Source organism: Pseudoalteromonas sp. M58 (assembly GCF_042604605.1).
GTDB classification, from domain to species: Bacteria; Pseudomonadota; Gammaproteobacteria; order Enterobacterales; family Alteromonadaceae; genus Pseudoalteromonas; species Pseudoalteromonas tetraodonis.
The window spans coordinates 454,919-472,054 of sequence record NZ_CP152391.1 but is presented as its reverse complement, the minus strand read 5'-3'; the positions used below and the strand labels follow the sequence as shown (position 1 = coordinate 472,054).

Genomic DNA, 17,136 nt, shown 5'->3' with positions numbered 1-17,136 from the left:
GACCTTAATTAATGCGTTGTGTATTTACTATACTATTTTCTGTACCAAAATTATTAGCAATATACCCATCAGCCTGATGATCGTTATCCCACTGTTTACCATTTATTAAATAGCGAAAATGAAACTCTTTATCAACGGGAAGACGTTGCTTGCATTTAAATACGCCAAGCTTTTTGTTGTGCTTCATTGGCACCGGCTGCCAATCATTAAATTCTCCAAGTAAACTGACATCATCTGCATCTGGGTGAGAAAATTCAAAGGTTACTTCTGCTTCATTTTTTGTTTTAAAAAAGCGTTTATTCAACATAATAGGCTCCAACTAAACCATAAGGGTTATTCATCTTTGCCACAGGCCAAACAGCTTAAAAAGGCGATGTGGAATCCATTCATTCACATAAAAACAGCTTTAAAGTTAATCAAAACTTTATTTACGCATTATTACAGTGCGTTATTTATTTTACCGCACTGGTTTGGTGCAATTTTAACCATTAAAACTGATTTTTAAGTAAGCACTGCAACTGAGCAACTTTTAAACCAACTACACCATAACAGCTAATTAATTTGCTTTTGTCCTTATACACACACTTATTAATTTTTATTACTACATTAAAACTATAAAAACCTTTAGCTTAACAACATCATCAGCGATAATAACTATCTACTCAGCCAACCCGATGAACACTTAAATACAATGTTGAAAAAAAGCATCCTTATTACTTCTGTTATCGTCTTTAGCATCATTACGGCTGTTGTAGGCAGTTCAATTTATACACTATATAGTAAAAAGGTGGTCTCTGTAGACCCAAAACTAAAAGAAATTTCAGGCATTGAGTTTGATAAACATAAACGGCTTTGGGCTATTAACGACAGTGGCGACGAGCCTAAGCTTTATAGGCTCAATGACGATGGTTCAATTGCAAAAGAAGTACTCGTCACGAATGCAAAAAATATAGATTGGGAAGATATGACGCAAAATAAGTTTGGTCATTTCTTTTTAGGCGACTTTGGTAATAATAAAAATGATCGTAAATGGCTAACAATTTATAAAATAGAAAACCCTATAGATATAAAAACCAATACAACAGAAGCTGAAATTATAAAGTTTACCTACCCAGAATTAGATGGCAGCCCAATACAACCTGATCAACGTAATTATGACTTAGAAGCGTTTGTGGCTTTTGGTCGACATTTATACTTGTTTACTAAAAATCGCACAGAGCCATTCGATGGAATTACTAACGTTTACAAAGTAGGTGACCATGCAGCGAATTTTGATGCCCAGCTGATAGATTCATTTAAAACGTGCACCACCATGGAAAAGCTTTGCTGGATCACATCCGCAGCACTTAGCCCAGATAGAAAAAAGCTCGCGCTATTAGATTCAACCAGTATTTGGCTGTTTGAAAACTTTAAAGGCGATAAGTTTTTCTCTGGCGATGTATTTAAAATTGACTTAGGTATTGTAACCCAAAAAGAGGCAATCACCTTTTATGATGACAATACAATCGCCTTTACCGATGAGGAGTTTAAAGGCATTGGCGGCAATGTTTATTTTATAAAGCTCGACCAAGTAACCAAAGTGAAAGTGCAGCGAAGCCATCCTCAGCCGCAGTAGTTTAAAATAAATCTATTTCTGAGGAGTTAACTTGTACACTGATTAAGTTCTCGGCAAGTAAATCTTCATAGATACAAAATTTATCTCGGCCATTATTTTTTGCATAATAAAGCGCTTTATCTGCGCTTTCTAGCACTGCAATTGGAAAATCATAAGGACTAATACGCGCTAAACCAGCACTGATCGTCATATTTTCAACAAAAGGAAACGATGTATCTCTAATGAGCTGTATAAATTCAGCCATTTTATTACTGATTGAGTCAGCATCTGTGGGCTCAAAAACAATCACGAATTCTTCCCCACCAAAACGAAAAATTAAATCTGTTGAGCGAAAAAAGTGACGCATTTTTTGCGCTAATACGAGTAACACTTCATCTCCACAGATATGACCGTATTGATCATTTATATTTTTAAAATGATCAATATCTAAAATAGCCAGCCAAGATGTTGATGCCTGCTTTTGTTGCCTTTTATCTTTATCTCGGGATGAGCCGTGCATTTTTAATACTTGTTTTTCAATTAGCTGTTTTATTTTTTTCTCAAAGGTCTGTCTATTTAACAGACCCGTTAATTTGTCTCTTTCGTTTTCATGGAGTATCACTAAATAGTTTTCAAATATGCGGCAAAAAGCATTTAGCATCACTTGAGCCGAACTATCTAAACTTTTTGAAACCACAGAAATGGCAGCAACTGTTTTTTCTTGGCGGGTAATGGGGAGCCAACGGCGTTCAATTCCATCGGCAGACTGAACAGTAATAATACAGGCAGAACGTAAACACGATAGAAGTTCATCCTCAGGCTGTGCAACAATTTGTCGTTGTACCCACTCGAATTGCTTTTCACCCGTCACTTTTAAGCAAAGACTTTGCTCAATAGTCAGTTGGCCTTGAACTTCTATATCTTTATAAACTGAGACTTCTTTACAGCCTATAAATTCTTGGATGGTCGATATCAAACTATATTCAAGAGAATCTACATCTCTATTTTTTGTTATTTTGATGACTGAATTCAGTAAATTTTCTTGCATTGTACTCCCTAAAGCAAACTGGGCGTTTGAGCATTAATAAAATTTAGCATAGACCACGCAGTGGAATATGCTAAATAAAAATTAAAGCATCAATGCTCATCCAGTTTAGGAGCCGCATTTTTAATAAATTAAGAACTGTAAGCGCTATTTTAGCTATTGGTCATGCAATTAATAAACTTCTCAGAGAGCTGTGTTATTGCCACTTTATCAGTGTACATAGGCTCGTTATTTTTTATTATAAACTCAGCACATTGTGCTTGAGATTGTTTGAATTTTTGCTTACATGAGTTTACCGATTCGCCAATTACTTCTTGGTAGATGCTTTCATCACACAAGCTATCGGCAAATTGACTCGCCCCGGTAATAATTTCATTAATGCTGACAGGAGAGGATTCTAATTTGAAGAATATATCGCTGTAAGTTTCAACCGTTATGCTCTGTGCAGGGTCAAATAAAGTCGCTTTTGCACTTAAATATGAGCCACCTATTAATAATGCCACAGCAGCCATTGTTGTGTATTTCATGACATTTCCTTGTAAAGTCTTAGCCCAGTGGTGCCAAAAACGTCCTATTTCACTCACACCTTATTAGCCAATGCTAATAAGATTAATAACTGTATTGATGAGATTTTTTAAGTACTGGAGGATTGCAACAAATGCAGGGCAATAAGCCTATTGATTTGGTTAAAAACATTCCTTGTTCCTAATATCAAGTAGACTACAATCAAGTTAGCTTAAATGCAAATAATTAATGCTCACTGAATGTACTAAATAAATCGAATTAACGCTTAAATTTAGTCTCTAAAATAACCGATGAACGGGTACGCTCTACCCCATCTAAGTTACCAATATCATCAAGTAAGTGGCTTAACTGCTCAAGGTTCTGTGCTTCTACAATAGCAATTAAATCAAACTCTCCACTGATTGCATACAACTGAGAAATCGCATCAATTTGCTTTAATTCAATATTAGTTTTTGTTGTTAGCTTCTGTTTTACTTTTATTGAAACATGCGCAGAGACCAAGCTATTTAAAAAGTCATCTCCAAAGTCAACGCTATAACCCTTAATGATCCCACTTTGCTCTAATTTTAGCATTCGGCTTTGCACCGTTGAACGAGATAAACTCAAATGCCTTGCTAAGTCAGAAATGCTAGCGCGGGCGTTCGTTTTTAATACTGAGAGTAGTTTTTCATCTTGGGGAGTTATCATAATGCTAATTAAATTCGTTAATTTGACTATTATTCTAATCATTTTTCACAAAATAGCACTGCAAATTTCATTCATAACCTTTGATAATGACATTTTTAATAAGTAAAACACATTGTATTGCTGAATCATCCTGACCTTATCGTTATTTTTTCAGCAACGTATTTTTTTATGTGAATAATTTAGGTGTAAAAATGCAAGTAACCAGAGATTTATTTAACGACGTAATGGTCCCTAATTACAACCCTTCGGCTGTTGTTCCTGTTCGCGGTGAAGGCTCACGTGTGTGGGATCAGAACAATAACGAATTTATCGATTTTGCCGGTGGTATTGCAGTTAATTGTTTAGGGCATTGCCATCCTGCATTAGTCGGTGCACTTAAAGAGCAAGGCGAAAAAATTTGGCACTTATCAAATGTAATGACCAATGAGCCAGCTCTTCGTCTAGCTAAAAAAATGGTTGATGCCACGTTTGCTGAAAAAGTTTACTTTGCAAACTCAGGGGCTGAAGCAAACGAAGCAGCATTAAAATTAGCACGTCGCTTTGCACTAGATAAATTTGGTGCTGAAAAAACTAAAATTATTGCTTTCAATAAAGGTTTTCATGGTCGTACATTTTTCACTGTAACAGTGGGTGGCCAAGCTGCTTATTCTGACGGTTTTGGTCCAAAACCTGCTGATATTGTTCATTGTGACTACAATGATATTGCCGCTTTTGAAGCCTTAATTGGTGATGATACCTGTGCGGTAATGATGGAGCCATTACAAGGTGAAGGCGGCATTGTGCCACCAACTAATGAATTTGCACAAAAAGTACGTGAACTGTGCACTAAACACAACGCACTACTTATTTTTGATGAAGTGCAAACCGGCGTTGGCCGTACAGGTCACTTATACGCATACGAAGGGTTAGATGTTGTTCCTGATATCTTAACGACGGCTAAAGCCTTAGGTGGCGGTTTTCCAATTGGCGCTATGATCACCACCACTGAAATTGCAGCACACCTAAAAGTAGGCACGCATGGTTCTACATATGGTGGTAACCCGTTGGCTTGTGCTGTTGCAGAAGCGGCATTTGATACCGTTAATACGCCTGCTGTATTAGATGGCGTAAAAGAGCGTGAACAAATGTTCCGTGATGGCTTAAATGCAATTAATGAAAAATACCATGTATTTAGCGAAGTCCGTGGTAAAGGCTTACTAATCGGTGCAGTATTAAATGAGAAATTTGAAGGCCGTGCTCGTGACTTTTTAGTAGCAAGTGCAAATAACGGCTTAATGAACTTAGTAGCCGGTATGAACGTTATTCGTTTTACACCTTCATTAGTGATCCCATTTGAGGACATTAAAGAAGGCTTAGCTCGCTTTGAAAAAGCAGTTAGCGATGTAGTAAACGGTTAATAACTAAGTAAAACATAACTAAGTCCTGAGGCAAACACACGTTTACCTCAGGATTTTATATGTTGTTGGAGCAAGTAGTTAATGCAAGTATTACGTCCTATTACTGTCAATGATTTTGCAGCACTTAAAGAGATTGCTATTGAGTCTGGCCATGGCTTTACCTCTTTACCTGTCGATGATGGGCAACTACAAGAAAAAATTGATCGTGCGCAAAATAGTTTTACTAAAAACGTAGATAAGCCCATCGACGAAAGCTATCTATTTGTTTTAGAAGACAGTGAAACCGGCAAGGTAATTGGTACTACCGCCATAGAAGCGGCCGTCGGGTTATCTGTACCTTTGTATCATTATCATCTAGGTAAAACCGTTCACCATTCACCCACTTTAAACGTTTACAATACCGTAGATATTTTGAGTATGTGTAATGACTACACTGGCTGCTCAGAAATATGTACTTTATTTTTACGTGAAGACAGTAGAAAAGGCTTAACGGGACGTTTTTTATCACGTTCACGTTTTTTATTTATGGCGCAACACAGTGAGCGCTTTGCCGACACAGTAATTGCTGAGATGCGTGGTGTTAGCGATGAAGACGGTCACTCGCCATTTTGGCAATGGTTGCAGGAACACTTTTTTAGCATTGAATTCCCACAAGCCGACCATTTAGTGGGGTTAGGCGATAAAGTGTTTATTAGCGAACTCATGCCTAAATACCCTATCTATGTGAATTTGCTGAGCAAAAAAGCACAAGCGGTGATTGGCCATGTGCATGATAAAACCAAACCAGCACTTAAACTGCTTGAAAAAGAAGGTTTTGAACACCGCGGATATGTTGATTTATTTGACGCAGGCCCCACAGTAGAAGCAAAGCTCGGTAATATTCGCAGTATTCGTGATTCACAAGTGTGCCCTATTACTATTGGCGAGCTTGAACATATCAATGAGCAAAGCTCAGACACCCTTGCTATTTGTAATCAAGGGGTTAGCGATTTCAGAGCCACATTTACTAAACATGCTCATTACAATCAGGCAAAGCACACCTTAATCATCAGCCAAGAAGTAGCTGATGCACTTCATTTAAAACAAGGAGATGCAGCGCGATTTTTCCGCCTGTAACATTATTTATGAACACACAACTAATTAATAATCAATGGCTTGTAGGCAAAGGCCCAGCGTTTGATTCTATTAACCCAAGTAATGGTGAAATTGTATGGCAAGGTAATGGCGCCAACGCAGAGCAAGTTGACAGTGCCATTAAAGCGGCAAGAACCGCGCAAGTTCAATGGGCTGATATGCCAATTGAGCAACGTATTACCATTTTAGAAAACTTCGTAGCCCAACTAAAAGAACACAGCGAAGAGTTTGCCACTATTATTGCTCGTGAAACAGGTAAACCGCTATGGGAAACACGCACAGAAGTGGGCGCGATGACAGGCAAAGTGGCCATTGCGATCCGTGCTTACAATGAACGTACTGGTACAACCGAAAACCCAATGCCTGGTGCAAAAGCCTTTATTCGCCACAAACCTCACGGTGTGGTCGCTATTTTTGGTCCGTATAATTTCCCTGGGCATTTACCAAACGGCCATATTGTACCAGCCATACTAGCCGGTAATACCGTGATATTTAAACCATCAGAATTAACTCCTCATGTAGCGCAGTTTACCTTAGAACTATGGTTAAAAGCAGGCTTACCTGCTGGGGTTATAAACCTTGTTCAAGGTGAGTTAGAAACAGGTAAAGCGCTGGCCTCACATCAAGATATAGATGGCCTATTTTTTACTGGTAGCTCAAACACAGGTCATTTATTGCATAAACAATTTGCCGGCCACCCAGGTAAAATTTTAGCGCTTGAAATGGGCGGTAATAACCCGCTAGTGGTTAAAGATGTTGCTGATGTTAGCGCCGCCGTGCACGATATTATTCAATCTGGTTTTATCACCTCTGGTCAACGCTGTACTTGTGCACGCCGTTTATTTATTGAAAAGTCGCCCAATGGCGATGCTATTTTAGAAAGGCTGATCAGCGCCACCAAAAATATCTTAGTAGACGATAGCTTTGCGGACGAGCAACCTTTTATGGGTGCCATGATCAGTGAAAAAGCCGCATTAGGCATGGTTGCAGCGCAAGCTGAGCTAGTTAAACAAGGTGCTGAGATTCTTGTTGAGCTTAAACAGTTAAAATCAGGCACTGGGTTTGTAAGCCCAGGCATTATTGATGTCACTAATATAAGCGAAATTGCCGATGAAGAACACTTTGGCCCGCTTATAAAAGTATATCGTTTCACTGATTTCAATAGCGCTATAACAGAAGCAAACAACACCAGCTTTGGTTTATCTGCTGGTTTACTTGCTGATAGCGAAGATGATTACAGTCACTTTTTAAAACGTATTCGTGCCGGCATTGTTAACTGGAACCGCCCTATTACAGGCGCATCAAGCGCAGCGCCATTTGGTGGTATAGGTGCCAGTGGCAACCACAGAGCCAGTGCATACTACGCTGCAGATTATTGCGCATACCCAGTGGCCTCTGTAGAGTCAGAAAAAGTTAACTTACCGCAAACCCTCGCGCCGGGCTTAATAATTGAATAACAATTTAAATAGATTTAAGGATTTACCATGCATACTGATGTAAACACATTATTTGATAACCTGTGGCAAAACTACCTAAGCGTAACGCCATCGGCTGACAAAATTCATGACCTATTAGGCTCAACGCAAAAAGACGACATAATCAACGATCATATTGCGCTGCGTACTTTTAATATTGAAAAAGTAGGCCTTGAAAAACTAGCTGCACACTTTTTAGCCATTGGCTACAAAGAATGTGGTGAGTACCATTTTGAAGCAAAAAAACTCTACGCTAAGCACTACGAGCACAGCGATCCAACGCAACCTAAAGTGTTTATTTCTGAGTTATTAGTTGAAAAATGTTCACCTGAGCTTCAAGCAATTGTTACTGATATGGTTGCACAAATTGACGAAAGTGCGGTGACTGCCGATAACTTTTTATATTCAGGTACACATTGGCAAGTAAGCACTGATACTTACAAAAAGCTATTAGCAGAGAGCGAATATGCGGCGTGGATGTCTGCGTGGGGTTACCGTGCAAATCACTTTACTGTGAACATTAATACCTTAGCTAAGTTTGATAACATCCATGATGTAAACCAAGCTCTTAAAGATGCAGGTTTTTCACTTAATACTTCAGGAGGCGAAGTAAAAGGCTCACCAGAGGTGCTATTAGAGCAATCATCAACATTAGCTGATGAGTACGCCGTAACCTTTAGCGATGGCGATATGCGCATTCCTAGCTGTTTTTACGAGTTTGCTATTCGTTATCCAAAACCTGATGGTGAAATTTACACCGGTTTTGTCGCTGCCTCTGCAGACAAAATATTTGAAAGCACCAACGCACGATAACCAAAGTGTGTTGAATTTAAAAAGCCCACTTTTGGGCTTTTTTTATGCCTAATGAATGGTTTAAAACAATTTTATGTATCGATAAAACAATAAAAAATGAGAACAATTAATTGCCCCCTTATGGGCATGCAGGCTTATGTGTGTAAACTTAAACGCAGTTGCTTATTCCCACTGCGTTTTTTGCTAAAAAAGGAGCAGCTTTCCTCTTTAATATTATAAAAACAACGGTTTATAGTCATTTTCTAATTGTTCAAAAGACAAATCGCCAATAAATCGACCAAAGCTGAGCCACGTAGCAAGGCCTCTTAAATCTTTAAAATGAGGCGGCACAAATTGCGGATTTTCAATGACACCTAAGTCATGCAATTGCGATATTAATCTAAAGTCATCAATTGATATTTTACCCACCAGCAATAATGGCAACTGATCAATTCGACCAAGCTGTATCGCCACCCTAATTAAGTTGTAAACTAAAACAAAGCCTTTTATGTAAGCAATATCTTTGGTAAAGGGTAAGCCGGTTGCGGTACTGCCTCTAAAAACGCGCTGTGCAAGAGTATAGCTGTCGTCTTTTGATAAACCTTGAGCAACGTAATCTCGGTAAATATCGATAAACTCAGCACCATCAATCACTTTCGTCACCGCTTGAATACGGTTTACTAATTTTGATAAACGACGTGGTGTTGATTTAAGAGTAATAATTTCCGTCAGTACTGCAAGCCCCTCTTGGGTAACCGTAGAGCTTGGTGTGCCTTTACTCAAGCAAGTTAAATAAGGTTGCGCTAAGCCATTTTGAGTGGTGCCTACATGGATCCAGCCCTCGTGCACTTCTAAAATATCTAATTCGCGCTGAGAAAACTTAACATCTTGATTGAGCTTAATATTATTAGCACCTGCTGCCGCATCGCTGACAATACCATCACTTAGCATCACTTCTACGTTTATTCCCGGCATGCTGGCATTGACCTGTTCAGATAAAATCCGCACCGCGTCGCTGGCATCAATATTTTTAGGATCTTCAGGCAAAATATCCGCTGCAAGTAAATTTTTTAAAGGCTGTTCGAGCATATTAGCCAGTTCTGATAGCGATGGCTCACCAGCATGAAACAAATCTTTAGGATGACCAAATAGCTCCACTGATAAGTCATGAAACTCTGGCGTACCGCGGTATTCAAGCATGCTCAGAACCGTTTTATACTCGGTACACATTTTACCCATATATTGTGCAATTGGGTTTAATTGCCCCAACTGGTTAATGATATTGCGGTGCAGTGTTGAAAATGCTTGGCGCAACTCGCTAGGAACAAATCCTAAATCGCGCTGTTGATAATAAGCACGATCAATAAGTGGATTTTTTTGACATTTTTGTCTAAAAAATTCCTCTTTAATTTGTTTATCCCAATTTATTGCATCGAGTATTCTAATGGGTGTTTGCAATGCAATGAGTTGGTCGGATAATTCACGAGTTTTTAAAAGTAACGCCTTGTCTATCATGGTAAAAGCTCAACAAAAAGTGAACTTTGAGCATAATTTATAAATGAAAAATAACAAAGCAATATCATACTTTTTAGACTATTGTTTTTATGATGATCGACCCTCACTTCTATAGCGTATGAGTGATTAAATAAAAGGGACAAACAATGAAAAATGAAATCGACAATAAACAGATTCTAGCGGTTTACGAACGCATTCAACAACGCGGAGAAGTCACAGAAGAAGGTAAATTTTATCAAGGGATCACTGCATATTCTGATATAGATGGCTATACCGTCTATTTACAAGGCAGTGGTGTTTTACTTCGCTTTGGGTTTCATAATACTTATCACCTTGATTATGAACATGACAAACACAAAGACGACTTTTTGAAAAAACTTTACAACATAGCTAATGAAGAGTGATGCGATCAACAAATAGAAGAAACAGACCAACCAGTTCGCGCAATTTGCAGTTTATTAACCAAGTTATTGCGCAATTAAAAGCAGAACCTGAAAAACTGCAACTCATCAAAAACAACCTTGCTTATTACCGGGCACAAACGCATTTAAAGCGCGGTTTTTTACTTGCAATAGAACGCTTTGATTGGGTATTTGAAGCGACCGATAACATTGATGAAATTTGCGACCAAATTATGGCTGATGATTATATTGGCAACCGTTTGAGACGTTATCCTTTGCTCTTTAAAGGCGTTGTTGAAACCTAAACAGCGTCTTTATTTATCTCTTCACTTAGTTAACATTTCTGTAAATTAATCTCATATTTCACTTCCTAAATCTTTTTTCTTGGATCTTCCCACAAACTCGCCTTACCGCTTTTTAAAGTAACCTGCTCACAAAAAATACAATTAGTACTCTAATAGTTATCACACTAATAAATAAATCACTAAAAGTTTCAACAATTATGTAAACAAAAAAATACACCGAAAAAAGCAATCAAAAAAACACACGTAACAAATTGTTATTAAATGATATTTAATAAAAATCCAGCTTGTTAATATAACTTCATTTTAGACTTATTTTATTAATTATTTATCCACATTTCAGACACTCACCATTTGCACGAACCTTGAATTGTTAGAGCTATTACCTTAAGCTTATCTTTATTGAACGATCAATTAATAAAAATTATGCCTAAAGTTGGAATGGAACCTGTAAGGCGTCAGCAGCTAATTGACGCAACAATAGAGTCAGTTGCTCAAAAAGGGTTACAAGCAACCACAATTAATAGTATTAGCAAAAATGCAGGAATGTCATCGGGTATCATTAGTCATTACTTTGGTGGGAAACAGGGGCTAATTGAAGCAACTGTGCGTTACTTACTCTCGAACTTGAAAAACGACTTAATTAGTAAGGTTGATGAAAATACCACAGCAACTCAAAGGTTAATGTTTATTGTTGAATCAAACTTTGCGCTAGTACAACAACGAAAAGACACCACTCGGACGTGGTTAAGTTTTTGGGCGCAATCAATGCACGATAAGGAACTTCATCGTTTACAAAATGTAAACAGCAAACGCTTGCAAAGCAATTTAACCGTTTCATTTAAGCAATTAATGCCTTTATCGCAAGCAACCCTCGCGGCTGAATTAACCGCAGCAATGATCGATGGTTTATGGCTACGTGCCGTATTAAGCCAATCAGACGAAAATCAGTTTAAACACAGTGAATCACTAGCTAAAAACTACGTGCATTCACTTATCAAGCAATATGGAGCCTAACGTGACTACACCTATCTATCAAAACTTTATCAACGGCCAATTCCTTGCAAATAAAAGCGGCGAAACATTTGATGTAGTAAATCCTGCAACCGGCCAGGTAATTTATGCCGTTGAAATCGCTGACCAGCATGTTCAAAGCGCAGCGATAGAAAGTGCAAAACAAGGCTTTAAAGTTTGGTCAGCGATGACCCCTATTGAGCGCAGCCGTATTTTACTAAACGCCGTTGCTATTTTACGCGAGCGCAATGATGAGCTTGCCCTGGTTGAAGTGCTTGATACCGGTAAACCAATGCAAGAAGCTAACTGCGTAGATGTTGAAACAGGCGCAGATGTAATTGAATATTTTGCAGGCCTTGCCCCTGCACAAGTTGGTCAACAACAAATGGTTGGCGATGACTTTTACTACACACGCAAAGAGCCTTTAGGTATTTGCGCCGGTATTGGTGCATGGAACTACCCATTGCAAATTGCGTGTTGGAAGTCAGGCCCTGCCCTTGCAGCGGGTAATGCATTTATTTTTAAGCCGTCTGAAGAAACGCCGCTTGGTGCAATTAAATTAGCCGAGGTGTTTATTGAAGCAGGCGTCCCTGCTGGCGTATTTAATGTAGTTCAAGGCGCGGGTGAAGTAGGCCAATGGCTTACTGCACATCAAGATATTGAAAAAGTATCGTTTACTGGTGAAGTAGGTACCGGTAAGAAAGTCGTCGCCAGTGCAGCAGGTACATTAAAAGATGTGACTATGGAACTAGGTGGTAAATCGCCGCTACTTGTCTTTGACGATGCCAATATAGAGCAAGCAGTAAGCGCGGCAATGTTAGGGAACTTTTATACCCAAGGTGAAATTTGTACTAATTGTACTCGTATCTATGTTCACAAAAATGTGTACCAGCAGTTTATTGATGAGCTTAAAACTCGCACCGAAAACAATATTATTGCCGGTGATCCACAAGATTTAAACACTAACTTTGGCGCGCTTATTTCTAAAAAGCATCAAGATTTAGTAATGAGCTACATCAACAAAGGCCTTGAAGAAGGGGCAACGCTATTAACCGGTGGCTCAACGCTTTCACCAGCATCTGCGCCAAATGGTTATTTTGTAGCGCCAACCGTATTTGTTGATTGCAACGATGAGATGACGATTGTTAAAGAAGAAATTTTTGGCCCAGTAATGAGCGTTTTAGTATTTGATGACGAAGATGATGTAATTGCACGTGCTAACGGCACTCACTTAGGTTTAGCTGCTGGCGTTTTCACCAGCGATATTAAACGTGCTCATCGCGTTATTCATCAGCTACAAGCCGGTATTTGTTGGATTAATGCTTACGGTAACTCGCCGGCAGAAATGCCTGTAGGTGGCTATAAGCAATCAGGTATCGGCCGCGAAAACGGTATACAAACGCTTGATCATTACACGCAAACTAAGTCTGTTTATGTTGGTATGGCCGACATAGAAAGCCCATTTTAAGGAATCATTATGAACCACTCTTTTGATTATATTATTGTAGGCGCGGGCTCAGCAGGTTGTGTGTTAGCAAATCGCTTGTCTGAAGATTCAAGTAACAAGGTATTGTTACTTGAAACCGGCGGCAGCGATAAAAGCATTTTTATTAAAATGCCCACTGCTCTGTCGATTCCAATGAATACCGATAAGTATGCGTGGCAATTTCATACGCAGCCAGAAAAGTACTTAGATAACCGTGAAATGCACTGCCCACGCGGTAAAGTGCTTGGCGGCTCATCATCTATTAATGGCATGGTGTATGTACGTGGTCATGCGAAAGATTTTGATGAATGGCAGCAACATGGCGCTAATGGCTGGGATTATCAAGCCTGTTTACCGTATTTTAAAAAAGCAGAAAGCTTTTATCTAGGTGAAAACAGCCATCGTGGTGGAAAAGGCCCCCTTGGCGTTAATAACGGTAATAACATGGAAAACCCTTTGTATAGCGCCTTTATTGATGCTGGTGCTCAAGCGGGTTATGCCACTACAGCTGATTATAATAGTGCTCAACAAGAAGGCTTTGGCCCTATGCACATGACCGTTAAAAACGGTGTGCGCAGCTCAGCCTCTCGTGAGTACTTAGATCCTATTAAGCATCGTAGCAACTTAACAATCGTTACCGGTGCTCTCGCCCAGCGCGTTATTTTAGATGGTAAAAAAGCAACCGGCGTTGAATACAAACTCAATAACGCAGTAAAAACAGCGCAAGCAAATAAAGAAGTTATCTTGAGTGCTGGCTCTATTGGTTCACCACACCTACTTCAGCTTTCAGGTATTGGTGATACTCAAGCACTTGAGAAAGCAGGCGTTGAAGTAAAACATCACTTACCAGGTGTAGGCCAAAACTTGCAAGATCATTTAGAGTTTTACTTTCAATATAAGTGTAAACAACCGATTACTTTAAACGGTAAATTAGGCTTGTTTTCAAAAGGCTTGATTGGTGCAAAATGGCTGCTTACCCGTAAAGGTTTAGGCTCAACTAATCATTTTGAATCATGTGCCTTTATTCGCTCAAAACCGGGTGTTGAATGGCCAGATATTCAGTATCACTTTTTACCGGCAGCGATGCGTTATGATGGACGCAGTGCTTTTGCAGGGCATGGTTTTCAAGTGCATGTAGGTCATAACAAACCTAAAAGTCGTGGCAGTGTCACTATTGCCTCAGCTGATCCGACGCAGCCGCCAAAGATTGTGTTTAATTATCTTGAGCATCAAGACGACATTGAAGGCTTTAGGGCGTTCGTACGTTTAACGCGTGAAATTATTGAACAACCTGCCTTTGACGACTTCCGTGGTGAAGAAATTCAACCAGGGCAACAAGTTCAAACGGATGAGCAAATTGATGCCTTTGTGCGCCAAGCAGTAGAAAGTGCTTACCACCCTTCTTGCTCTTGTAAAATGGGTGAAGACGACATGGCTGTAGTTAACTCAAATACCCAAGTGCATGGCATGCAAAGCTTGCGTGTAGTTGACTCGTCGATTTTTCCAACCATACCTAATGGTAATTTAAATGCCCCTACCATTATGGTGGCCGAAAAAGCCGCTGACATTATTTTAGGTAATAATCCCTTAACTCATACAGGAGTTGATGTTGTGAATGCCACTGATTGGCAAACTTCACAACGAAATAAAACCCTTTAATTTAGCCTGCCATAAAGGCCACTCTTTTAAGCAAAATGCTTTAAGGAGTGCCTTTATGCGCCTTGCAGTGGCTCACAAGCATAAATAGGTTATGCCTGTGTTAATGCAAGCACAATAAAAAACGGAGTATATATGTGTTACTTTTATTCATTCTGGGAGGGCGATAATGACTATTTGGCTTAATGCAGGCATTATTTTCACCTTACTTGCCATTGTTACTATTTTAATAAAATGGGGCAATGTACGCGTAGTAGGCGTCACACCAGTGAGAACATTCACTTTTATAGCAATCCTGTTTACCTCAGGCCTAGACGTTGGCCTTATTATGTTTCCTTTAACCGAATTTGCCGGTTATGCAGACATAAAAGCAAGCCCAGAATATGCATTTGCCAATCCTCTCTCAATTGAGTTTGGTTATTGGGGATTTTTAATTTGGGGATTTTATTTTCTTACGTGCTTTTATTTCTGTGTAATAGAACCCAAAGTGAAGTTTTTTGAAATTCCATGGGTTAAGTTTTTAAACAACGTGGTCATTATTGGTACTTGTGCGTTTACCGCTTACTTATTACTGAGTAACTTGCCGTGGTATTTACCTGAACTCGGTGATGGCTCAAATGTTATTCCTGCGTTTTACTTAATCGTGCTTGCCGCTATTTGCTTTGCGGTGTATTCAAGTACCGATATTAAATATGTACGCTTTTTAAGTATTGCAACTACTTGGTTGTTTATAGCCCTAATTGGCTTTATGTGGGCTGATGCCTTCTTATTTGGCGACAGTGAACTCTCTGCATTTACTAAAAACATCGGATTAATTGGTAATTACTTTGCCAACATCAATGAGTTTGTATTACCACTGAATGATTACCATGAGTTTTACTTATTTTGGTGGTTTGCGTGGAGCATCATGATTGGTCAATTTACATCGCGTTTTGTGGGCGGTTTAAAAACCTATCAAGTCCTTGGTGCTATGCTGATTTTCCCATCGATTCCAATCGCTATCTGGTTTAGTGTGTTATATCACTACCATGAAGCTGGTATTCCAACCGAGGGAATCAAAAACTTTGCTATGGTGTTTGTAGGTATCGTATTTGTTATTAACTCGCTCGATTCACTGATCCGTCTATACACAGATAATTTAAACCTAACCGTAAAACGCTTTGGTAAATTTAAATATATTGCCATGAACGTTGTCGCTTTGTCGCTACTAACATTGCTATTTAAGCTTGAGTTTTTGCAAATTCAATGGGTTGGTGCTTTAGTTATAGGGTTATTCTTTATTTGCCTTGGTTTTATTGCCTACAGCAAACTTAAAACGGTCAGCAATATCGAAGGATCGCCTAAAGCGAATAAAATTGATTACACAAAAATAGAAACTATCAGCTAGGAAAACACATGAACAATAAATTAAAACAACTTTTTATCGCTTTACCGTTCACCGTTTTATCAACAACGGCAGCGGCGAACTGGTCAACAACGATTACGGCTGCATCTGATTACACCTTTAATGGTGTATCACAAACAGATAACGATCCAGCGCTACAAGCAAGCCTTGACTACGCGTATGATAACGGTGTTTATGCCGGTGTATGGGCATCAAATGTAGATTTTGGTGATGACACCGACTTTGAACTAGATGCTTATGTAGGCCGATACATTCAGTTAAACGAACAAGTAAGCCTGGATTACGGTATTGCTTATTACACTTACCAAGGTAATAACAGCGATGGTAACTACGCAGAAGCGTATACTAAATTTGGTTACACCAGTGACTACGGCCAAACAGAGCTTAACTTTTGGTACAGCTGGGATTACTTTGGCTACGATACTGGCCATGTGATTTCGATGATTGCGCACACTTACGAGCTTGCGCCAAATCATGCGATTCGTGCCAGCTTTGATATTTCAAACTCACTCGATGGCAATAAGTTCCAATGGGATGAAGCTAAGGGCGATAAATCGTATCATCATTACCGCTTAGCGTACCAAACAAGCTATGAAGGGTTTGGCATTGAAGTGGCTGCTGAGAATACCAGCCTAGATTACGATTACGCCGATGAGCGAATTGTACTCGCTATTTCACGTACTTTTGATTTGTAATAACTAGGTTTAC

Annotated in this window: 17 protein-coding genes; 12 read left to right on the top strand and 5 right to left on the bottom strand. The window is 39.2% G+C overall.

Annotated elements, in window-relative coordinates; translation table 11 throughout:
* Window positions 1-4 precede the first annotated feature (4 nt).
* Window positions 5-307: an isoamylase early set domain-containing protein gene (locus AAGD16_RS17395; RefSeq protein WP_377115444.1), complete on the bottom strand. Its 303-nt coding sequence runs from the start codon at window positions 305-307 to the stop codon at window positions 5-7.
* Window positions 308-691: 384 nt separating this feature from the next.
* Here AAGD16_RS17395 and AAGD16_RS17390 point away from each other — a divergent pair, with 384 nt between their 5' ends.
* A complete protein-coding gene (locus AAGD16_RS17390) occupies window positions 692-1,615 on the top strand; it encodes a hypothetical protein (RefSeq protein ID WP_058155990.1) in 924 nt (307 codons plus the stop codon).
* 1 nt (window position 1,616) lies between these two features.
* Here the strand turns inward: AAGD16_RS17390 and AAGD16_RS17385 are convergent, their stop codons facing one another.
* The 3 genes from AAGD16_RS17385 to AAGD16_RS17375 all read right to left on the bottom strand — a co-directional run bounded on the left by AAGD16_RS17385 (window position 1,617) and on the right by AAGD16_RS17375 (window position 3,851).
* The gene (locus tag AAGD16_RS17385) at window positions 1,617-2,642 is read right to left on the bottom strand and encodes a GGDEF domain-containing protein (RefSeq protein WP_013463232.1); all 1,026 of its coding nucleotides are present in this window, start codon (window positions 2,640-2,642) and stop codon (window positions 1,617-1,619) included.
* 149 nt (window positions 2,643-2,791) lie between these two features.
* Complete coding sequence (locus tag AAGD16_RS17380; protein WP_008112502.1) at window positions 2,792-3,166, bottom strand: hypothetical protein; 375 nt, start codon at window positions 3,164-3,166, stop codon at window positions 2,792-2,794.
* A gap of 256 nt (window positions 3,167-3,422) precedes the next feature.
* Window positions 3,423-3,851: an Lrp/AsnC family transcriptional regulator gene (locus AAGD16_RS17375; RefSeq protein ID WP_013463231.1), complete on the bottom strand. Its 429-nt coding sequence runs from the start codon at window positions 3,849-3,851 to the stop codon at window positions 3,423-3,425.
* A gap of 191 nt (window positions 3,852-4,042) precedes the next feature.
* Between AAGD16_RS17375 and AAGD16_RS17370 the strand changes: the two genes are divergently transcribed.
* From AAGD16_RS17370 to AAGD16_RS17355, 4 genes are all read left to right on the top strand, one after another.
* Window positions 4,043-5,248: an aspartate aminotransferase family protein gene (locus tag AAGD16_RS17370; protein ID WP_033104201.1), complete on the top strand. Its 1,206-nt coding sequence runs from the start codon at window positions 4,043-4,045 to the stop codon at window positions 5,246-5,248.
* 81 nt (window positions 5,249-5,329) lie between these two features.
* Entirely contained in the window at window positions 5,330-6,364 is a 1,035-nt protein-coding gene (gene astA / locus AAGD16_RS17365) for an arginine N-succinyltransferase (protein WP_013463229.1), read from the top strand.
* 8 nt (window positions 6,365-6,372) lie between these two features.
* Window positions 6,373-7,839: a succinylglutamate-semialdehyde dehydrogenase gene (gene astD / locus AAGD16_RS17360; protein WP_377115437.1), complete on the top strand. Its 1,467-nt coding sequence runs from the start codon at window positions 6,373-6,375 to the stop codon at window positions 7,837-7,839.
* A gap of 27 nt (window positions 7,840-7,866) precedes the next feature.
* Complete coding sequence (locus AAGD16_RS17355; protein ID WP_013463227.1) at window positions 7,867-8,670, top strand: DUF1338 domain-containing protein; 804 nt, start codon at window positions 7,867-7,869, stop codon at window positions 8,668-8,670.
* A 213-nt stretch (window positions 8,671-8,883) separates the two neighbouring features.
* Here the strand turns inward: AAGD16_RS17355 and AAGD16_RS17350 are convergent, their stop codons facing one another.
* Entirely contained in the window at window positions 8,884-10,164 is a 1,281-nt protein-coding gene (locus AAGD16_RS17350; RefSeq protein WP_064663025.1) for a flavohemoglobin expression-modulating QEGLA motif protein, read from the bottom strand.
* Window positions 10,165-10,310: 146 nt separating this feature from the next.
* Here AAGD16_RS17350 and AAGD16_RS17345 point away from each other — a divergent pair, with 146 nt between their 5' ends.
* The 7 genes from AAGD16_RS17345 to AAGD16_RS17315 all read left to right on the top strand — a co-directional run bounded on the left by AAGD16_RS17345 (window position 10,311) and on the right by AAGD16_RS17315 (window position 17,123).
* Window positions 10,311-10,568 carry a DUF3081 domain-containing protein gene (locus AAGD16_RS17345; RefSeq protein WP_013463225.1) on the top strand — a complete coding sequence of 86 codons (258 nt, stop codon included), beginning with the start codon at window positions 10,311-10,313 and terminating at the stop codon, window positions 10,566-10,568.
* A complete protein-coding gene (locus AAGD16_RS17340; protein ID WP_024600891.1) occupies window positions 10,568-10,870 on the top strand; it encodes a hypothetical protein in 303 nt (100 codons plus the stop codon). The genes AAGD16_RS17345 and AAGD16_RS17340 overlap by 1 nt, the downstream gene beginning before the upstream one ends.
* A gap of 438 nt (window positions 10,871-11,308) precedes the next feature.
* Entirely contained in the window at window positions 11,309-11,884 is a 576-nt protein-coding gene (gene betI, locus AAGD16_RS17335) for a transcriptional regulator BetI (protein ID WP_377115749.1), read from the top strand.
* Between the two features lies 1 nt (window position 11,885).
* On the top strand, window positions 11,886-13,349 hold the full coding sequence (betB, locus tag AAGD16_RS17330; RefSeq protein WP_377115431.1) for a betaine-aldehyde dehydrogenase: 1,464 nt from the start codon (window positions 11,886-11,888) through the stop codon (window positions 13,347-13,349).
* A gap of 9 nt (window positions 13,350-13,358) precedes the next feature.
* Complete coding sequence (betA, locus tag AAGD16_RS17325; RefSeq protein ID WP_377115428.1) at window positions 13,359-15,026, top strand: choline dehydrogenase; 1,668 nt, start codon at window positions 13,359-13,361, stop codon at window positions 15,024-15,026.
* A 166-nt stretch (window positions 15,027-15,192) separates the two neighbouring features.
* The gene (locus AAGD16_RS17320) at window positions 15,193-16,410 is read left to right on the top strand and encodes a BCCT family transporter (protein ID WP_013463220.1); all 1,218 of its coding nucleotides are present in this window, start codon (window positions 15,193-15,195) and stop codon (window positions 16,408-16,410) included.
* Window positions 16,411-16,418: 8 nt separating this feature from the next.
* The gene (locus AAGD16_RS17315; RefSeq protein WP_076921792.1) at window positions 16,419-17,123 is read left to right on the top strand and encodes a TorF family putative porin; all 705 of its coding nucleotides are present in this window, start codon (window positions 16,419-16,421) and stop codon (window positions 17,121-17,123) included.
* Window positions 17,124-17,136 lie beyond the last annotated feature (13 nt).

What these genes read in the sequence shown, in the direction of transcription:
- AAGD16_RS17395 (WP_377115444.1), bottom strand. Translation starts at nt 307, where the DNA reads ATGTTGAATAAACGCTTTTTTAAAACAAAAAATGAAGCAGAAGTAACC.
- AAGD16_RS17390 (WP_058155990.1), top strand. Translation starts at nt 692, where the DNA reads ATGTTGAAAAAAAGCATCCTTATTACTTCTGTTATCGTCTTTAGCATC.
- AAGD16_RS17385 (WP_013463232.1), bottom strand. Translation starts at nt 2,642, where the DNA reads ATGCAAGAAAATTTACTGAATTCAGTCATCAAAATAACAAAAAATAGA.
- AAGD16_RS17380 (WP_008112502.1), bottom strand. Translation starts at nt 3,166, where the DNA reads ATGAAATACACAACAATGGCTGCTGTGGCATTATTAATAGGTGGCTCA.
- AAGD16_RS17375 (WP_013463231.1), bottom strand. Translation starts at nt 3,851, where the DNA reads ATGATAACTCCCCAAGATGAAAAACTACTCTCAGTATTAAAAACGAAC.
- AAGD16_RS17370 (WP_033104201.1), top strand. Translation starts at nt 4,043, where the DNA reads ATGCAAGTAACCAGAGATTTATTTAACGACGTAATGGTCCCTAATTAC.
- astA (WP_013463229.1), top strand. Translation starts at nt 5,330, where the DNA reads ATGCAAGTATTACGTCCTATTACTGTCAATGATTTTGCAGCACTTAAA.
- astD (WP_377115437.1), top strand. Translation starts at nt 6,373, where the DNA reads ATGAACACACAACTAATTAATAATCAATGGCTTGTAGGCAAAGGCCCA.
- AAGD16_RS17355 (WP_013463227.1), top strand. Translation starts at nt 7,867, where the DNA reads ATGCATACTGATGTAAACACATTATTTGATAACCTGTGGCAAAACTAC.
- AAGD16_RS17350 (WP_064663025.1), bottom strand. Translation starts at nt 10,164, where the DNA reads ATGATAGACAAGGCGTTACTTTTAAAAACTCGTGAATTATCCGACCAA.
- AAGD16_RS17345 (WP_013463225.1), top strand. Translation starts at nt 10,311, where the DNA reads ATGAAAAATGAAATCGACAATAAACAGATTCTAGCGGTTTACGAACGC.
- AAGD16_RS17340 (WP_024600891.1), top strand. Translation starts at nt 10,568, where the DNA reads ATGCGATCAACAAATAGAAGAAACAGACCAACCAGTTCGCGCAATTTG.
- betI (WP_377115749.1), top strand. Translation starts at nt 11,309, where the DNA reads ATGGAACCTGTAAGGCGTCAGCAGCTAATTGACGCAACAATAGAGTCA.
- betA (WP_377115428.1), top strand. Translation starts at nt 13,359, where the DNA reads ATGAACCACTCTTTTGATTATATTATTGTAGGCGCGGGCTCAGCAGGT.
- AAGD16_RS17320 (WP_013463220.1), top strand. Translation starts at nt 15,193, where the DNA reads ATGACTATTTGGCTTAATGCAGGCATTATTTTCACCTTACTTGCCATT.
- AAGD16_RS17315 (WP_076921792.1), top strand. Translation starts at nt 16,419, where the DNA reads ATGAACAATAAATTAAAACAACTTTTTATCGCTTTACCGTTCACCGTT.